The organism is Nucisporomicrobium flavum (assembly GCF_016464385.1).
Taxonomy (GTDB): Bacteria; Actinomycetota; Actinomycetes; order Mycobacteriales; family Micromonosporaceae; genus Actinoplanes; species Actinoplanes flavus_A.
Genome location: NZ_JADMLH010000004.1, coordinates 1 through 15021, shown reverse-complemented (window position 1 = coordinate 15021; position 15021 = coordinate 1). Strand labels below are relative to the sequence as shown.

The window sequence follows — 15021 nt, the reverse complement described above, 5'->3', positions numbered from 1 at the left end:
CCACTACCACCTCTCCGTGTCTGATCTCCCAGACGCGAGAGCCTGCCCCGATGGTTGCTAATTCCGTGTGAAGATCCCTCTGATTAGAGAAATGTGAATCCCTTATCGGGCGGAATCCCCCAACCATCGCTCAACCAGATAAAAGGCGATGGAAGAGCGCATGGGCAGATTCATCCGTACGCCGCTCGCCGGGTCCACGAAATCACCGGCGATCATCCGGGCGATGTCCGAGCGGGTGAACCAGCGCGCTTCGTCGATCTCCTCGGGGTCGAGGGCGAGCGCCTGGTCGCGATCCGCCTCGGCGGTGTACCCGAGCATCAGCGACCCCGGGAAGGGCCACGCCTGGCTGCCCTCGTACACGACGGAGCGGAGCCGGACGCCGGCCTCCTCGCGGACCTCGCGGACGACGGCGGTCTCGGCCGACTCGCCGGGCTCGACGTAGCCGGCCAGGCAGGAGAACCGGCGGATGCCGTCGACCGCCGGCCAGGCGGCGTTGTGGCCGAGCAGGCACCGGCCGTCCGGCCCGGCGACGCCGTCGTGCACCAGCACGATCATCGCGGGGTCCGTCCGCGGCCACATCTGCCGCCCATCCTCGTCGACGCGCGACCAGCCGGCCTCCACCACCCGGGTCTGCTGCCCGGAGCGCGGGGAGAACCGGTGCGTGGCGTGCCAGTTGCCCAGCGCGGCGGCCGTGGTGAAGATGCCGGCGTCGCGCGGGTCGAGCCGGTCGCCGATGTCGCGCAGGTTGCGGACCTCTGCGCCGGCCGCCTCGGGCAGCGGCGCGTCGACGGCGAAGATGGGCACCCCGGCCGGGTCGACGCCGAGGAACAGGCGTTCCCCCTCGGGCGCCTCCTCCGCACCGACCAGCACGAGCGACGGTTTGTCCCCGTCGGCTCCGGCGATCAGCGCGCGGCCGCCCTTGGCGATGTCGATCACCAGGACGAGGCCGCTCTTCCACGCCTCGGCCAGCCACGCGTCGTCCTTGCGGCGGTGCGCGGCCCGGTCCAGGCTGGTCCGCGCCAGCGGCGGACCGTCGAGGCCGGGCTGCTCGCCGACGTCCGGCTGGTCCTCCTGCACCGGCCCGGTCACGCGGCGCCGCGCTCCACGCTCGTCAGGGCGGACAGCTGCCCCTCCACCTTCTCCGCGTCGCCGAGCACGACCGACACCGCCCGCGACGGCGCCAGGTAGCGGGCCGCGGCCTCGGCCACCTGCTCGCGGGTCGCCGCCGCGAGCGCCGCCGAGTGCTCGGTGAGGTAGTCCAGCCGCAGCCCGAAGCTGGCGTAGATGCTGGCCAGCCCCGCCAGGCCGGCCTGCGTGGACATGCCGAGGCGCAGGGTGCCGAGGGCGTACCGGCGGGCCTGCTCGAGTTCTTCCTCACCGGGCGGGAGGCTGGCGATGCGGCCGAGCTCGTACAGCGTCTCGAGCAGCGCAGGGCCGGTCACCTCGGTGGCGACCTCGGCGGCCACCACCAGCGAGGAGCCGGCGACGAAGTGCTCGATGGCGGTGTGCGGGCCGTACGTGTAGCCCTTGTCCTCTCGGATGTTCTCCACCCACCGCGAGGAGAAGTAGCCGCCGAAGACCATGTTCGCCAGCTGCAGCGCCGCGTGGTCGGGATCGGTGCGCGGCACCGCCGGCAACGCCATCCGCAGCGACGACTGGACCGACGCCGGCCGGTCGACCAGCAGCAGCGGGCCGGGCTCGAGCGCGGGCGTCGGCGGCACGGCCCCGTCGCGGCCCGAGCCGATCCAGTCGCCGAGCGCCTTCTCCGCCGCGTCGATCGCCTTCTCGACGTTGATGTCGCCGACGAGCACCAGCACCGAGCCCTCCGGGCGCACCCGCTCGGCGTGCAAGGTCCGCAGCTGCCCCGGGCGTACGCCCCTGACCTGCTCCGGCTCGGGCGTCTGGACCGCGTACGGGTGCTTGCCGTACATCCGCTTGAGCAGGGCCGTCCGGGCGAGGTGCGCCGGCTGGCTCTGCGCCACCTGGATGTGGTCGACGAGCCGGTCCCGCTCGGTGCCCACCTCATCGGCCGGGTACGCCGGGTCGGTCAGCACCGCGGCAAGGATCTCCAGCATCCGGTCCAGCCCCGCGGCGAGCGAGTTGCCGGTGATGAGCAGCCGGTCCGGGTCGAGCCCCGCGGAGAGGCCGCCGCCGACCGCCTGCAGCTCGGCCGCGATGTCGATGCTGGACATCGTGGCCGTGCCGGTGAACAGCGCCTGCGACAGCAGGGTGGCCCGGGCCAGCGGGGCACGCCCGAACGGCACCCGCAGCCGCAGCTCGACCAGGGGCACCGCCGGCCGGCGGATGGCGATGACGGTCAGGCCGCTGCTGAGCGTGCGCTCGGCCTGCTTGGGCAGCTTGATCTTCGAATCCGGCACGAGGTCCGGCAGGGTCTTGACGCTCACTGGTTGGCTCCCGGGACGACCTCGACGGTGGCACGGCTCTCGGGCCGCAGGCTGGCGGCGGCCGCGACGATCTGCGCCTCGGTGACCTCGCCGACGAGCCGCGGCAGCTCGTTGAGCAGCTCGGGCCTGCCGCGCTGCAGCTCGAGCACGGCCATCGGCAGGGCCCGGCCGAGCACCGCGTCGGTGTCACGCAGCAGGTGCGTCGCCATGCGGGCCTGGGTGCGGGACAGCTCGCCGGGCGCGAGGCCTCCGGTGGCCAGCCGGTCGAGCTCCTCGTCGACCACCCGCAGCACCTTGTCCGCGTCGCCGCCCGGCGGCATGTGCGCCTGCAGCAGCAGCGCGGTGGGGTTGCGCACCTGGTACTCGTCGCCCATGAATCCGATGTAGCCGCCGACGCTGGTGACGATGCGGTCGCGCTGCACGAGCCGCTCGACCAGGCGGGACGCGTCGCCGTCGGTGAGGACCTCGGCGAGCACCACGTACGGCAGGTAGGCGCTGAAGTCGGCGATCGGGTCGGGCACCCGGTAGCCGGCCGCGATGGCGGGCAGCGGGGCGAGCCGGTCGACGTAGCTCTCCCGGCGCTCGGCGCTCAGGCCGGGCTCGGCGAAGTCGGGCAGCTCCGGCTTGGGCCGGGCCGGCACGTCGCCGAAGTGCGCCTCGATGAGCCTGGTGGCGGTGGCCACGTCGAAGTCGCCGGCGACCGCCAGCGTCGCGTTGCCCGAGGCGTAGTACTTGCCGAAGAACTCCTGCGCGTCCTCGACCGTGGCGCTCTCCAGGTCGGTGAAGGAGCCATACCCGTCGTGGGCGTTGGGGAACGTCTCGAACATCACCGGCGGCAGCTTCAGCCAGGGGAAGCCGCCGTACGGGCGGTTGAGGACGTTGACCCGGATCTCCTCCTTCACCACGTCCACCTGGTTGCGCAGGTTCTCCTCGGTGAGCCGGGGGCCGCGCATGCGGTCCGCCTCGAGGAACAGCGCGCGCTCCAGGGCGCCCGCCGGGAGCACCTCGAAGTAGTCGGTGTAGTCGAGGTGGGTGGAGCCGTTGAAGCTGCCACCCGCGCCCTGGACGTGCCGGAAGTGGGCGAGCTTCTCGAGGTTCTCCGAGCCCTGGAACATGAGGTGCTCGAAGAGGTGGGCGAAGCCGGTGCGACCCTCCGGTTCGGACCGGATGCCGACGTCGTAGACGACGGCCACGCCGACGACGGGAGCGCTGCGGTCGGGCGTGAGGACCACCCGCAGGCCGTTGTCGAGGGTGAACCGTTCGACCGGGTATTTCGTCGCGGGGATCTTCATTGTGCGGGCCACCCCAAGAATCTATCCCGCCGCGGCATCCGACGGGTACGCCCGGTCACCGCGTCGACGCTCGATGCTAGCTTCGCCTAGCAGTGTCCGCGAAGCCAGAAACGTGCATCGATATGACACGGGGAGACTTTCATGCCGGTTGAGCTCCGACTGGAGTGTCCGTCGCCGGAGGATGCCGAGTCGCTGCACCGCTGGCTGCGCCGGGAGGACGCCGTACGCGTCGACGGCCGGCTGGCCCGGGCCCGCAGCGACGACCCGCAGACGATGGGCACCCTGCTCGACGTGCTGACGCTGGTCATCGGCAGCGGGCTGTCGGCCGGTCAGCTCGCGCTCGCGGTGGCCTCGTGGCGGGACTCGCGCCGGCCGTCCCCGAAGGTGACGATCGTGCACACGGCCGCGGACGGTGCCACGACGCGGATCGAGGCGGCGGACCACCGGACGCTGGCCGACGCCCTGGCGCGGCTGGAAGAGGCGGGCGGAGGGCGGGCGGCAGGGACCGATGAGTGACGTCGCCGACCCGGCCGCCTCGCAGGTCGTGCTGATCGGCGTCTCGGCGTACCGGAGGCTCCCGGAGCTGCCGGCCGCCGGGCGCAACGTGACCGACCTGCGCGAGCTGCTGGCGGGCGAGGATCTCTGGGGTGTCCCCGCGGACAACTGCCAGGTGCTGGTGGATCCGGAGGATCCGGCCGAGGTGAGCCGCGCGGTCCGCCGGGCCGCCGCCGCGACCGAGCGCGACGGGCTGCTGCTGGTGTACTTCGCCGGGCACGGCCTGGTCGACCCCGACGACGACCGGCTGATCCTCGGCCTGCCCGGCTGCGACCCGGAGGTGCCCTACGAGCGCGGGGTCCCGTACGAGTGGATCCGCCGCGCGGTCGCCGACTCCCGCGCCCGCCGCCGGGTCGTCATCCTCGACTGCTGCTACTCCGGCCGCGCGGGCGCCGAGATCGGCGGGGACAGCAGCGGCACCGACGCGGTCGCCGACAAGGCCGAGACCGACGGGACGTGCCTGCTCGTCTCCGCTCCCGCCAACCGGCCCGCGATGGCGCCGCGCGGGGAGGTCCACACCGCCTTCACGGGCGAGCTGATCCGGCTGCTCCGCGACGGCCTGCGACCGCCACCGCCCGAACCGGCGCCGCCCGCGCTGACCGTCCACGCCGTCTGGCGCACGGTACGCCGCGCGATGCTGCGCCGCGGGTTCGAGCGTCCGGAGCTGCGCGCCCGCGACTCCGGCGGCGAGATCGCGCTGGTGCACAACCCCGCCGCGCCCAGACACAACCTCGCCGGCACGGTGCTGTACGCGGCGCCCTGGTTCGTCGACGAGGACCTCGGCCGCCGGGCGATGCTGGTACTGCGGCACAACCAGACCGGCGCGCTCGGGGTCTGCATCACCCGGCCGGAGGGCGAGCTGCCGGCCGACTTCCCCGACTCGTGGCGGCGGCTGCTGCGCAACCCCGTGATGCTGTTCCACGGCGGCCCGGTCGCCCAGGACGGCTACATCGTCGTGACGTTGCTGCGGGCGGGCGCGCCCAAGCCGCTGCGCTTCACGCCCGTACGGGAAAGGCTTGGCACGTTGCACCTCTCGGGTAACCCGGAGGATGTGACCGGCAGCGTGGACGCCATGCGGGTGTTCGTCGGCTACCTGGGCTGGCGCTCGGGCGAGCTCGAGGAATACCTCGACCGCGGCGCCCTGGTCGCGAGCCGGCACACCGCCCGCCAGGTGTTCACCGAACGCCCCGGCGAGCTGTGGCAGTCGCTGCAGGCGGGCCGATGACGGCGCCGGAGCCGGACCCGGCGGGCGACGGCCTGAGCCCCGGCGAGCGCCTGCTGATCGACCGGCTGACGGCAGCCCTGCAGGACGCCGACCAGATCACGCTGGTGATCGGCTCGGGCGTCACGGCCACCGCCGTCCCCCGGGTGCAGGGTGTGCTGGAGATCGCCGACAGCTACGCGGCGGGACGCAACGACGACGGCGCGCTGGAACGGGCGCTGGCCCAGGCGCGCGCGGAGCTCGTCGGCGCGCGGCCCGTGGACGTGTACAGGGCGTACCGGCGGGTGTTCACCGACTGGGTGTCGGGCGGGGCGTTCGACGTGATCGCGCAGCAGGCCGTGCTGAAGGCGTACGCGGCGCCGGACCCGATGGAGTCGCCGCTGGCCACGCACGGGCTCGGGCAGCGCCTCGACCGTGCGGTCGGCGAGGGCGTGGAGAACGACCGCTTCTCCTGGCTGCTCCCGCGCGGGGTGCAGGCGCTCGGTCACCTGCTCGCGAGCATCCCCGAGGCGTTCGACCACCGGGTGCTGACCACGAACTTCGACCCGCTGCTCGAGATCGCCATCCGCGACGCGGGCGGCCGGGCGGTCAGCCTGCCGCTGGACTCGGCGGGCGGCTTCGGGCACGCCGGCGGCTCCGACGGCGCCGTACGCGTCTTCCACCTGCACGGCTTCTGGCGGCCCACCCTGCACGTACGCGGCCCCCAGCTGCTGCACGATCCGGCGCACCTGGCAGAGAACGCGCCCCTGGTCGCCACCACCGCCGACCTCATCCGCGGCGACACCGTGTGCGTGATCGGCAGCAGCGACTGGGCCGGGACGATCACCGCGGCGGTCGCCCGGACCCGGCCCGTACGCGTGCTCTGGACGCTCAACGACCCGGACGCGGCCACCGCCCTCAGCGCGGCCGCCCGGCTGCGCGAGAACACGGGTGTGGCCGTCGAGTGCTTCCCCGGCGTCGACTCGGAGCGGCTCCTCCCGGCCCTGGCCGAACGCGCCGGCGTCGCCGTGCCGCCGCGTGCCACCGGGCTCAAGAACCGCGTACGCCACCACGCCTGGGAACGCCAGCTCGTCTCCCAGCCGGACAGCAGCCCGCCGCGCGACGTGCCGGGGCTGCTGCTCCAGCTCGAGCGCCGGTTCGGCTGGGTGACGCAGCAGCGCGGCACGGTCCAGCCGATCCGGCTGCTCTGGCCCGTACGCCTGCGCCCCCGCGCCTCCGTGATCCACATGGTGCAGGCGTTCGTGGCCGGCGCTCTCGCCCGTCTCGGCGTGGAGGTGCGCGTCTGCATCGACGACGTCGGCCTGCGCGACACCGAGGCGCAGACCGGCTTCCGCGACGACCTCGACCGCTGGATCGACCACACCGGTCACGGCGCGGTCCGCGAGTTCGTCAGCCTGTCGGAGTTCCTCGACCGGGGCGCCCGGTATCCGGCCGCCGGCAACCCCGAGGCACTGCTGCGCCCGACGGACCCCTGGTCGGTGGCGCGGATGTTCTACGGCGAGCACAACCCGTCGCTGTACAGCCTGCTCGCGGCGGTGAAGGCCGTACCCAACCTGACGTCGTGGGACGAGCTGGAGAAGAACGCGTGGCCGATCGTGCAGGCGGTGCTGCGTACGGACGCGCGCAACCTGCTGACGCCGCTGACGCTGTGGCCGTACCTGAACAGCATGCTCCTGGAGAGCACGACCAACGACGTGATGACGCTGGGCGGGCGCGACGAGGCCATCCTGTGGGCGCAGTGGCGGCAGACGTTCGGGTTCGGGCCGGGGCACCTCTACAACCCGTACATCAGGAACCTGAAACACGACGCCCACATGCTGCGCTGGTCGTCGCAGGAGGAGCTGACCCGGCATCTGCACCGGACCCGGGAGCTGCCGGGATGGGACGCGGAGGGCAGCTACATCCCCTGGCTGTTCCAGAACGCGCTGCTGCTGCCCGGCTACCTCAACCACGAGCCCGTACCGGAGACCGACGACTTCCCGCTGGACTCATGGGCGGCCTTCGTCGCCGCGGACGAGGACGGCAAGCCGGTCCTCGACGACCTGGCCGCCCGGGTGACAAATGTCTTTCTGCCATGAAAGACCGTTCGGCGGTCGCGGTCTTGGCGGTACGGAGCTAGCGTCGAGGCATGACTGCCGCAGTTGTGGAACGCGTCGGGCACCGCATCGCGACCGTCGACGACCACGCGGAGCTGTGCGTCACGGTGCTCGGCCGGGAGCTGACCGCGTACGTCGCCGGGGCCTCGAGCGTGGGCGAGTTCGAGTCCTGGTTCGCCGCGCCGACCCGCCCCGGTTACCTGGTGCGCCGGCGGCTCGCCGCGGCCGCCGAGATCGTCAGCGTCTTCGAGACGGCCAACCGGACGGCGCTCGCCGCGGCCTGGCTGCGCGAGATGGACCCGCAGGGTTACGTGCCCGCCCGGGTGCTACGCCTCTCCGAGGGCGACGAGACCAGCGTGAAGGCGCTGCTCGAGACCGCGGCGGCCTGGTCGGTCAGCCCCGCGGCAGGGTAGCGCCCGTCGCGTTCTCGAAGGGTGCCAGCGAGCCGTTGAGGTAACGGCTGGCGTGCCCGGTCAGGTCCACGTGCTCGCGGAAGTGCCGGAGCACCGCCGCCCGGGCGCCGACCCGCGGCAGGCGGAACGTCCTCTTGCCGCCGTTGATCACGTCCTCCACCGCCAGCTCGCCGTCGGCGCTGATCAGCAGCGTCGAGTTCGGCGCCCGGTGGGTGCTGGTGAGCCGGATGTCCATGGCCACACCGTCCGCGGCGCTGCGCCGCACCAGCTCCTCCACGACGCCGTGCACGCCCTCCGGGGCGAGGAGGTCCGCGCGGCGGGGGTCGGCGGCCTTGCCGACCGGTACGACGACGTGCAGCACCCACGTGGTCACGCCCAGATCCGCCACCTGGTCGCGCAGGGCGAGCAGGCCGGGGAGGTCACCGTTGCGCCGGGTCACCACGGTCTGGACGCTGCACGGTACGCCGGCCCGTACGGCCCGCCGGATCGCGTCGCGGGCGTACACGGCCGAGCTGGTGCCCGGCGGCACGAACTGCCGGTTGGCGGGGCGCAGCGCGTCGTTGACGGCCTGGTCGGCGCTGTCCAGGGAGACGCGTACGTGCACGTGGTGACGTTGCAGCAGGGGCACGATGCGGCTGAAGTCGCCGACCCCCGAGGTGTCCAGCACGACCGCCTTGCCCGTGGCGGCGAGCCGTTCCACCAGGCGCTCCGTACGCTCCGCCCGCGCTAGCGGCTCCCCGCCGGTGACCACGCCGACCATCGCGGGGGTGGCTCCGGCGACCCGCAGCACCCGGTCGAGCCCGCGGTCGTCCTCGCGTTCCCGGTAGCCGGGGGTCATGAGGTCGTCGGCGTGGCAGTAGCGGCAGCGCAGCGGGCAGAAGGCGGTCGAGAAGCAGTTCACGACCAGCGGCTCGGTGACCGCGGGGAGCGCGGCGAGGTGCCCGACCACGGAACGGCCGAAGAAGGCGCGGCGCGGGGTGGCCGGCTCGGTGTCACAGATGCCCAGTTCGGCGAGCGTACGGATGGCTTCGTCGTCGCCCGTGCGGCGGCGCAGGACGGCCTCGTGGCGGGCGTCGAGGGCGAAGAAGTGGTCCCGGCGCGGGACGTACGCGATCGACCCGCGGACCCGTACCCCGGGCGCCAGGCGAACCACCTGTGACGTCCGACGGCGCTCGGACACGGCGAACACGCGCAGATAGTGCCACAGCTCGTGGTCATTTGTGTTTCGCCCGCGCGGGCGGCGCCCGGCCGGCGTCACCCCATCGGGGGGCTTCTCCTACTAATCCGGCAGAGGAACATCCCATGATGCGGTTCGGGGTTGACGCCGATACCGCACCTCGTCCACTATTCCCATCCATCAGATAGAGAAAGCAGAGTTTGCTCCGCCGGACCGAGAGGACATCCCCCCGTGTACGTCTCGGCACGCACCGACTACGCCGTCCGGGCCATGCTCGCGATCGCCGCTGACCACCCCCACCTGGTCAAGGCCGCGTCGCTCGCGGCCGGCCAGGACATCCCGCTCAGCTTTCTCCAGGGCATCCTGCTCGACCTGCGCCGCGCCGGCCTGCTGCACAGCCACCGCGGCGTCGACGGCGGGTACGCCCTGGCCCGGCCGGCCGACGACATCACCGTCGGCGACGTGGTCCGGGCCGTCGGCGGGGCGCTGACCACCGTTCGTGGCCTGCCCACCACGACCACGACGTACCACGGGGTCGCGACCGGCCTCAAGGACGTCTGGCTCGCGGTGGAGGAGGCCATCGAGGGGGTCGTGAACCACCGCACCCTCGCCCAACTCACCGTCTCCGCTTAGGAGTGACAATGAAATCCCGCGCTCTTCGTGCGCTTGCCGTTGCCGCCGCCGCGCTGCTGTCCGCCTCGGCCCTGACCGCCTGCGGCAGCGACGACGCCGCCGCGAGTGGTGACGCGAACACCCTGCGGCTCGGGTACTTCCCGAACATCACCCACGCGCCCGCGCTCGTCGGCGTCAAGAACGGCCTCTTCCAGCAGGCGCTGGGCGACACCAAGCTGGAGCCGAAGACCTTCAACGCCGGCCCGGCGGCGATCGAGGCGCTGTTCTCGGGGGCGATCGACGCCACGTACATCGGGCCGAACCCGGCCATCAACGGCTGGGCCACCTCCAAGGGCACCGCGCTGAAGATCATCGCGGGCAGCACCTCGGGCGGCGCCGGCCTGGTCGTCAAGCAGGGCATCAACAGCCCGGCCGACCTCAAGGGCAAGAAGATCGCCACGCCGCAGCTGGGCAACACCCAGGACGTCGCGCTGCGCGCCTGGCTCAAGGAGAACGGCCTCAACGCCGACCAGCAGGGCGGCGGCGACGTCTCCGTGCTCCCGCAGGACAACGCGACCGCGGTGCAGGCGTTCGCCCAGGGTGCGATCGACGGCGCCTGGGTCCCCGAGCCCAACCTCAGCAAGATGGTGCTCGAGTCCAAGGGCAAGATCCTGGTCAACGAGAAGGACCTGTGGCCGAACGGGCAGTTCGTCACCACCCACCTGATCGTGAAGCAGGAGTTCCTCAAGAAGCACCCGGACACCGTCAAGAAGCTGCTGCAGGGCCACATCGCCGCGGAGAAGTACATCGCCACGGACAGCGCCGGCGCCCAGAAGGCCGCCAACGAGCAGCTCGCCGCCCTGTCCGGCAAGCCGCTCAAGGACGACATCCTCGCCGCCGCGTTCAAGAACCTGACGTTCACCAACGACCCGATCGCCTCGTCGCTCTACACCAGCGCCAAGCACGCCGAGGACGTCGGCCTGCTCAAGCCGGTGGACCTCAAGGGCATCTACGACCTCGGCCCGCTCAACGAGCTGCTCAAGGCCGACGGTCAGCCCGAGGTCAGCGACGCCGCCGCCTCCTGATCGCCGCCGGACAACCGGGAGTCACGTCATGAGCATTCTCGAAGCCACCCACCAGCGCACCCGGCAGGCGGTCGTCAGCCTCGACAGCGTCTCGAAGCGGTACGGCACCGGCGCCGACGCGCTGCTCGCCCTGGACAAGGTCTCGCTGAGCGTCGGCAAGGGCGAGTTCGTCTGCCTGCTGGGCGCCTCCGGCTGCGGCAAGAGCACGCTGCTCTCGCTCGTCGCCGGGCTCGACCGGATCAGCGGCGGCACGCTGGACACCGGCGGCCGGGCCGTCTCGCTGATGTTCCAGGAGGCGGCGCTCTTCCCGTGGCTCTCGGTTGCCGGCAACGTCGAGCTTCCCCTGCGGCTGCGCGGCATCCCCCGCGCCACCCGCAGGGAACGCGCCGAACAGCTGCTGGAGATCGTGCGGCTCAAGGGCTTCGGCCACAAGCGGCCGCACGAGCTCTCCGGCGGCATGCGCCAGCGCGTCGCGCTGGCCCGGGCCCTCGCCCAGGACGCCGACATCCTGCTGATGGACGAGCCGTTCGGCGCCCTGGACGCGATGACGCGCGACATCCTGCACGACGAGCTGGAGCGCATCTGGCGCGAGCAGGAGCTCACCGTCCTGTTCGTCACCCACAACGTGCGCGAGGCGGTCCGGCTGGGCGACCGGGTGATCCTGCTCAGCAGCCGCCCGGGCCGGGTCATCGAGGACTTCCCGGTGACCCATCAGCGGCCGCGGCGCATCGACTCCCCCGAGGTGGCCGGGCAGGCCGCCGAGATCACCGACCGGCTCCGCGCGGAGGTCGCCCGTCATGCAGGCTGAGATCCCCACCCAGGCCCCGGACCAGCGGACGGAGTCGGACCGGGCCGCCGACCGGGTCACCGGGCTCGACGCGCTCGAACTGGCCGGCAAGGGCGAGCAGAGCGCGCTCGGCAAGCGCATCTGGCGCAGCGCCTGGCCCAAGCTCCTCGCGGTCGCCATCGTGGTGGTGGCGTGGCAGGCCGTCGTCTGGGCGGAATGGAAACCGGCGTACGTGCTGCCCGGCCCGGCGACGGTCTTCGAGGACCTCGGCTCGCTGATCACCACAGGGGACTTCTGGGACGGCGTACGGCTGACCATGACGCGCGCGGTCACCGGCTTCGCGCTCGCCGTCCTGATCGGCACGATCGTCGGGGCCGCGGTCTCGCGGTTCGCCCCGCTGCGGGCGGCCATCGGCTCGCTCATCACCGGCCTGCAGACCATGCCCTCGATCATGTGGTTCCCGCTGGCGATCCTGCTCTTCCAGATCAGCGAGAGCGCCATCATGTTCGTGGTGGTCATCGGCGCCGCCCCGTCGGTCGCCAACGGCCTCATCAGCGGCATCGACTACGTGCCGCGCACGTGGCTGCGGGTCGGTCAGGTGCTGGGCATGACCGGCTTCGCCAAGTACCGCCACCTGATCCTGCCGGCGTCGCTGCCGTCTTTCATCTCCGGGCTCAAGCAGGGCTGGGCGTTCTCCTGGCGCAGCCTCATGGCCGGCGAGCTGCTGGTCATCGTGCCGGGGGCGCTGTCGATCGGCGTACGCATGCAGCAGGCCCGCGACCTCAACGAGTCCAGCCTGGTGATCAGCTTCATCATCGTGGTGCTGGTGATCGGCATCCTGATCGACCTGCTCTTCAACGCGGCGGACAACGCGCTGCGCAAGCGCTGGGGCCTCACCGGCTCCTGACCCCGCTCAGAGCGGCCGTACGGACTTCAGCACGTCGTCGATCACGTAGTCGAACTGCTTGTGGGTGCCGGGGATCGACACGTACAGCACGGCGGCCGTGGTCTTGCCGACGTCGATGACGGCCACTGCGGACAACTCCTCGGTGGCCGTCAGCCCCTCGGCCTTGAAGTGAAGACGGAACTCGCTCAGGTACGCAGGCCGCCCGCCCAGCGTGGTCATCCCGTCGCGCAGCGGCTCGAGCGTGTTCGGCTGCGGGTAATACTCGGCGCGGACGTCCGCCGCGACCTGCCGCCCCACGCACTCCAGGTTCAGCGTCACGGCATCGTTGTCGGCCGCCGGCACCGCCGCCGACAGGATCGACGCGTGATACGTGCCCCCGCTGTACGTCTCCGTCACGAAGTGCTGCCCCACCTTGTACGGAACCTCGAGCGTGCCCGCCCGCCACGTCGTGTCCCAGGGCACCCACGGCGCGCCGTACTTCCGGTAGGAGATGCCCGCCTCGGTGTCGGTCGTCCGTTCCCCGGTGGCGGGCGGGACCTTCTGCGGCTTGCCGGTCGGCCCCTGGCTCGGCGCCACGGTCGGCGCGGGACACATCTGCGCGAGCGGCGGCCGTACGTCCGTGGGACCGGACGCCTTCTTGCCGCCGAAGGCGTCACCGTCCGAGGTCAGCGCCACGATCAGGATGATGGTCAGACCGATCACGACGATCGCGCCGGCGATCCCACCGAAAACCATCATCTGCCGCCGGCGCCGTCGTGGCCCGTCACCGCCGGGCGGCTCCGGCGGGGCGGGCGGCGGAGGCGGCACGAGCGGGGGTACGCCGTAAGCGGTGACCGTCCCGGAGGCCCACGCGCCACCCGGCCGCGGGAAGGCGGTGGGGGTGGGCGTGCCGTCGGACATCATCCCAGTGAACACCACGGGGCGATGTGACGGGTCATCGCCCGGCTCCGGCGGCGCCTTCCCGCCGGTCAGCGGGCCACGGGTTCTCTTCCCAGCTTCGTCAGCGGGTTCTTTCGCCAGCGGGTTCTTTTGCCAGCGGGTTCTTTCGCCAGCGGGTTCTTTCGCCAGCGGGTTCTTCTGCCAGCGGGCCGCGACGGTTTCTCTCGGGCCGGTCAGCGGGCCGCGGCCACCGGTGCCGCCTTGGGTGGCACGGTCTCGACGACCCCCGCGCCCGTCCCGCCGTAGCCGGACGACGCATACCAGGGGGCGAAGGCCACCACCAGCACCAGGCACAGGCCCAGGACCGCCAGCGCCACCACGATCGCGAGCTCGCGGCGTGCGGACACGGTGTCCATGCGGGTCCTCCCGGAAAGTGCGAACCGGATGATCCCCGTCAGCGTGGACCCCGGCGCGGCTCAGCGCAGTCATAGGTAAGACGCAGCCGACGGCAGATCGGTTGCATCTCTCCCAGGAAAGGTTCATGCGGCCCCGGTACCGTAACCGGATGGAAATCGTGTATCCCCCCGTGATCGCCTTGGCAAAGACGATGTTCCGGGTGCTCGACCTGCGGATCCAGGTCGAGGGTGCGCACCACATCCCAGCGACCGGCGGGGCGGTCCTGGCAAGCAATCACGCCAGCTATCTCGATTTCATCTTCTGCGGGCTGGGCGCCCAGCCGACCAAACGCCTGGTGCGGTTCATGGCGAAGAAGTCGGTTTTCGACCACAAGGTGAGCGGTCCCTTGATGCGCGGCATGCGCCACATCTCCGTGGACCGCAAGGCCGGCACGGCGGCGTTCCAGGAAGCCGAGAACGCCCTGCGCCGCGGCGAGGTGGTCGGCGTGTTCCCGGAGGCGACGATCAGCGAGTCGTTCACCGTGAAGGCGCTGAAGTCGGGCGCGGCCCGGCTCGCCGAGGTGGCCGAGGTGCCGCTGATCCCCATGGCGGTGTGGGGGCCGCACCGGCTCTGGACCAAGGGCCGGAAGAAGGAACTGACCAAGCGTCACGTGCCGGTCATCATCAGCATCGGCGAGCCGATCACCGTGACGACCGCGGACGCGACCACGGTGGTGCTGCGGCAGCGGCTGAGCGCGCTGCTGGACCGGGCGCAGCAGGACTATCCGGAGCAGCCGTCCGGGCCCGATGACCGGTGGTGGCTGCCGGCGCACCTGGGCGGTACCGCACCGCGACCGGAGGAGCTGGGCTATCCGCCGCGGCCCGAGGACGCGGGCAACCCGGCCCCGCTGGACGCCTGAGGACGCCGGCCCGGCCGTCCACGAGCCCGGCGGCCGCCCGGCGGCCGCCCGGCGGCCGCTGGCCCGGCTCGAGGGCTCCTGCTGGCCCGGCTCAAGGGCTGGCGCTCGCACAGCGCGAGGGCTGCCGGCGCGGGACCGCGGGCGACGGGCAGCGGGCTGCGGGCGACGGGCAGCGGGCAGCGGGCAGCGGGCAGCGGGCAGCGGGCAGCGGGCAGCGGGCAGCGGGCAGCGGGCAGCGGGCAGCGGGCAGCGGGCAGCGGGCAGCGGGCAGCGGGC

Annotated in this window: 15 protein-coding genes; 9 read left to right on the top strand and 6 right to left on the bottom strand. The window is 72.3% G+C overall.

Features of this window, described 5'->3' with window-relative positions:
* Positions 1–102: 102 nt before the first annotated feature.
* The 3 genes from nudC to IT780_RS11670 are packed head-to-tail and all read right to left on the bottom strand — an operon-like array spanning position 103 to position 3697.
* Positions 103–1089, bottom strand: a complete 987-nt coding sequence (gene nudC / locus IT780_RS11680; protein ID WP_307831152.1) for an NAD(+) diphosphatase — start codon at positions 1087–1089, stop codon at positions 103–105.
* Positions 1086–2405, bottom strand: coding sequence for a M16 family metallopeptidase (locus tag IT780_RS11675; RefSeq protein ID WP_199511527.1), 1320 nt, complete (start codon positions 2403–2405; stop codon positions 1086–1088). The genes nudC and IT780_RS11675 overlap by 4 nt, the downstream gene beginning before the upstream one ends.
* Positions 2402–3697 carry a M16 family metallopeptidase gene (locus IT780_RS11670; RefSeq protein ID WP_199511915.1) on the bottom strand — a complete coding sequence of 432 codons (1296 nt, stop codon included), beginning with the start codon at positions 3695–3697 and terminating at the stop codon, positions 2402–2404. Before IT780_RS11670 ends, IT780_RS11675 begins: the two co-directional genes overlap by 4 nt.
* Before the next feature lie 141 nt (positions 3698–3838).
* Here IT780_RS11670 and IT780_RS11665 point away from each other — a divergent pair, with 141 nt between their 5' ends.
* Genes IT780_RS11665 through IT780_RS11650 form a run of 4 tightly spaced genes read left to right on the top strand, consistent with a single transcriptional unit; the run spans position 3839 to position 7983 of the window.
* Positions 3839–4213, top strand: a complete 375-nt coding sequence (locus IT780_RS11665; protein WP_199511526.1) for an effector-associated constant component EACC1 — start codon at positions 3839–3841, stop codon at positions 4211–4213.
* Positions 4206–5477: a YqgE/AlgH family protein gene (locus IT780_RS11660; protein WP_199511525.1), complete on the top strand. Its 1272-nt coding sequence runs from the start codon at positions 4206–4208 to the stop codon at positions 5475–5477. Before IT780_RS11665 ends, IT780_RS11660 begins: the two co-directional genes overlap by 8 nt.
* On the top strand, positions 5474–7552 hold the full coding sequence (locus IT780_RS11655; protein WP_199511524.1) for an SIR2 family protein: 2079 nt from the start codon (positions 5474–5476) through the stop codon (positions 7550–7552). The genes IT780_RS11660 and IT780_RS11655 overlap by 4 nt, the downstream gene beginning before the upstream one ends.
* 50 nt (positions 7553–7602) lie before the next feature.
* A complete protein-coding gene (locus IT780_RS11650) occupies positions 7603–7983 on the top strand; it encodes a hypothetical protein (RefSeq protein ID WP_199511523.1) in 381 nt (126 codons plus the stop codon).
* On the opposite strand, the gene IT780_RS11645 is transcribed toward IT780_RS11650, so the two are convergent.
* Positions 7964–9172: a radical SAM protein gene (locus IT780_RS11645; protein WP_199511522.1), complete on the bottom strand. Its 1209-nt coding sequence runs from the start codon at positions 9170–9172 to the stop codon at positions 7964–7966. The two genes, IT780_RS11650 and IT780_RS11645, sit on opposite strands and share 20 nt — an antisense overlap.
* Positions 9173–9391: 219 nt before the next feature.
* On the opposite strand from IT780_RS11645, the gene IT780_RS11640 reads away from it, so the two are divergent.
* From IT780_RS11640 to IT780_RS11625, 4 genes are read left to right on the top strand one after another with little or no spacing between them, the layout of a single operon-like run.
* Positions 9392–9793, top strand: a complete 402-nt coding sequence (locus IT780_RS11640; protein ID WP_199511521.1) for an RrF2 family transcriptional regulator — start codon at positions 9392–9394, stop codon at positions 9791–9793.
* 8 nt (positions 9794–9801) lie between these two features.
* Positions 9802–10857: an ABC transporter substrate-binding protein gene (locus IT780_RS11635; RefSeq protein ID WP_199511520.1), complete on the top strand. Its 1056-nt coding sequence runs from the start codon at positions 9802–9804 to the stop codon at positions 10855–10857.
* A gap of 28 nt (positions 10858–10885) precedes the next feature.
* Positions 10886–11665, top strand: a complete 780-nt coding sequence (locus tag IT780_RS11630; RefSeq protein ID WP_199511519.1) for an ABC transporter ATP-binding protein — start codon at positions 10886–10888, stop codon at positions 11663–11665.
* Positions 11655–12551 (top strand): ABC transporter permease, encoded by an 897-nt coding sequence (locus IT780_RS11625; RefSeq protein WP_199511518.1) that lies wholly within the window; start codon positions 11655–11657, stop codon positions 12549–12551. The genes IT780_RS11630 and IT780_RS11625 overlap by 11 nt, the downstream gene beginning before the upstream one ends.
* Before the next feature lie 6 nt (positions 12552–12557).
* Here the strand turns inward: IT780_RS11625 and IT780_RS11620 are convergent, their stop codons facing one another.
* Together IT780_RS11620 and IT780_RS11615 are read right to left on the bottom strand one after the other, a co-directional pair.
* Positions 12558–13469: a hypothetical protein gene (locus IT780_RS11620; protein WP_307831151.1), complete on the bottom strand. Its 912-nt coding sequence runs from the start codon at positions 13467–13469 to the stop codon at positions 12558–12560.
* A gap of 194 nt (positions 13470–13663) precedes the next feature.
* Positions 13664–13846: a hypothetical protein gene (locus tag IT780_RS11615; protein ID WP_199511517.1), complete on the bottom strand. Its 183-nt coding sequence runs from the start codon at positions 13844–13846 to the stop codon at positions 13664–13666.
* Positions 13847–13995: 149 nt separating this feature from the next.
* On the opposite strand from IT780_RS11615, the gene IT780_RS11610 reads away from it, so the two are divergent.
* Complete coding sequence (locus IT780_RS11610; RefSeq protein ID WP_199511516.1) at positions 13996–14745, top strand: lysophospholipid acyltransferase family protein; 750 nt, start codon at positions 13996–13998, stop codon at positions 14743–14745.
* Positions 14746–15021 lie beyond the last annotated feature (276 nt).